Origin of the sequence: Thalassospira xianhensis MCCC 1A02616 (genome assembly GCF_003326475.1) — a bacterium.
In the GTDB taxonomy this organism is placed as follows: domain Bacteria; phylum Pseudomonadota; class Alphaproteobacteria; order Rhodospirillales; family Thalassospiraceae; genus Thalassospira; species Thalassospira xianhensis.
Window position 1 is genome coordinate 1 of record NZ_JPWA01000092.1, and the last position, 798, is coordinate 798.

At 62.5% G+C, this 798-nt stretch carries 1 pseudogene; it reads left to right on the top strand.

Going from position 1 to position 798, the window contains the following annotated elements:
- Positions 1-299: 299 nt before the first annotated feature.
- Positions 300-798 (top strand): annotated as a pseudogene (locus TH5_RS25150) (hypothetical protein); the annotation flags it as partial.

The following is a 798-nucleotide window of genomic DNA, read 5'->3' on the forward strand; positions in this document are numbered from 1 at the left end:
ATGCGGCGGCGCGCAGACGGGCGGAGGTCAACCGGCAGGCAAGTTGGCGTGAAACATCGCTTTTGCGGTCGTCACAGGATGACACGGTCGCCCGGCTGAATGCGTGGTTTGCCCGGCGGGATGGGTGGTGAGGGCAGCGGGGGTGGCGGCAGATATTGAGTGTTCAGCACTGTTTACTGGATTCCCGCGTTCGCGGGAATGACGAGGTTTTGGGGTAGGGCCTTTCCACCTGTTCGTCACTCCCGCGCAGGCGGGAGTCCAGGGCGGCAGGTTCGGTTTCGGGTTTTTAGGGGGATGAGATGGGCGTGGTATTTAAGGCTACTGGCGGGGCGGGTGTCGGGTTTGCTGGCGACGGGGAGCGCACGGTTTTTCCGTTTCAGTTTGCGGTTTTTGGCAGTGATGATGTGGCGGTGCGCGTTGATGGAAAGCCGGTCACGACCGGGTTTCATGTGGCGTTAAATGACGGTGAAGACGCGCCCGGTGGCGCGGTGATTTTTGAGGTCGCGCCATCGGTGGGGGCGGCGATTTCGATCCGGCGGTATTTGCGGTTACGGCGCTTAAGTGCCTATGGCAGTTCGGCATCGCCACGTGGTGATGCGGTGGATCGGGATCTGGATTATCTGACCGCGGCCCTTGGCGATGTGGATCAGGCGATGCGGGGCAGTTTGCGGCTTGATCCCGCCGATCAGGATGCGGGTGATCTGGCATTGCCGCGTATGGTGCCTGGCCGGGCGTTGATGTGGAACGATCAGGGTGACGGGCTGGCGAACGGGCCGGATGCGGGCGAGATTGCGAGCG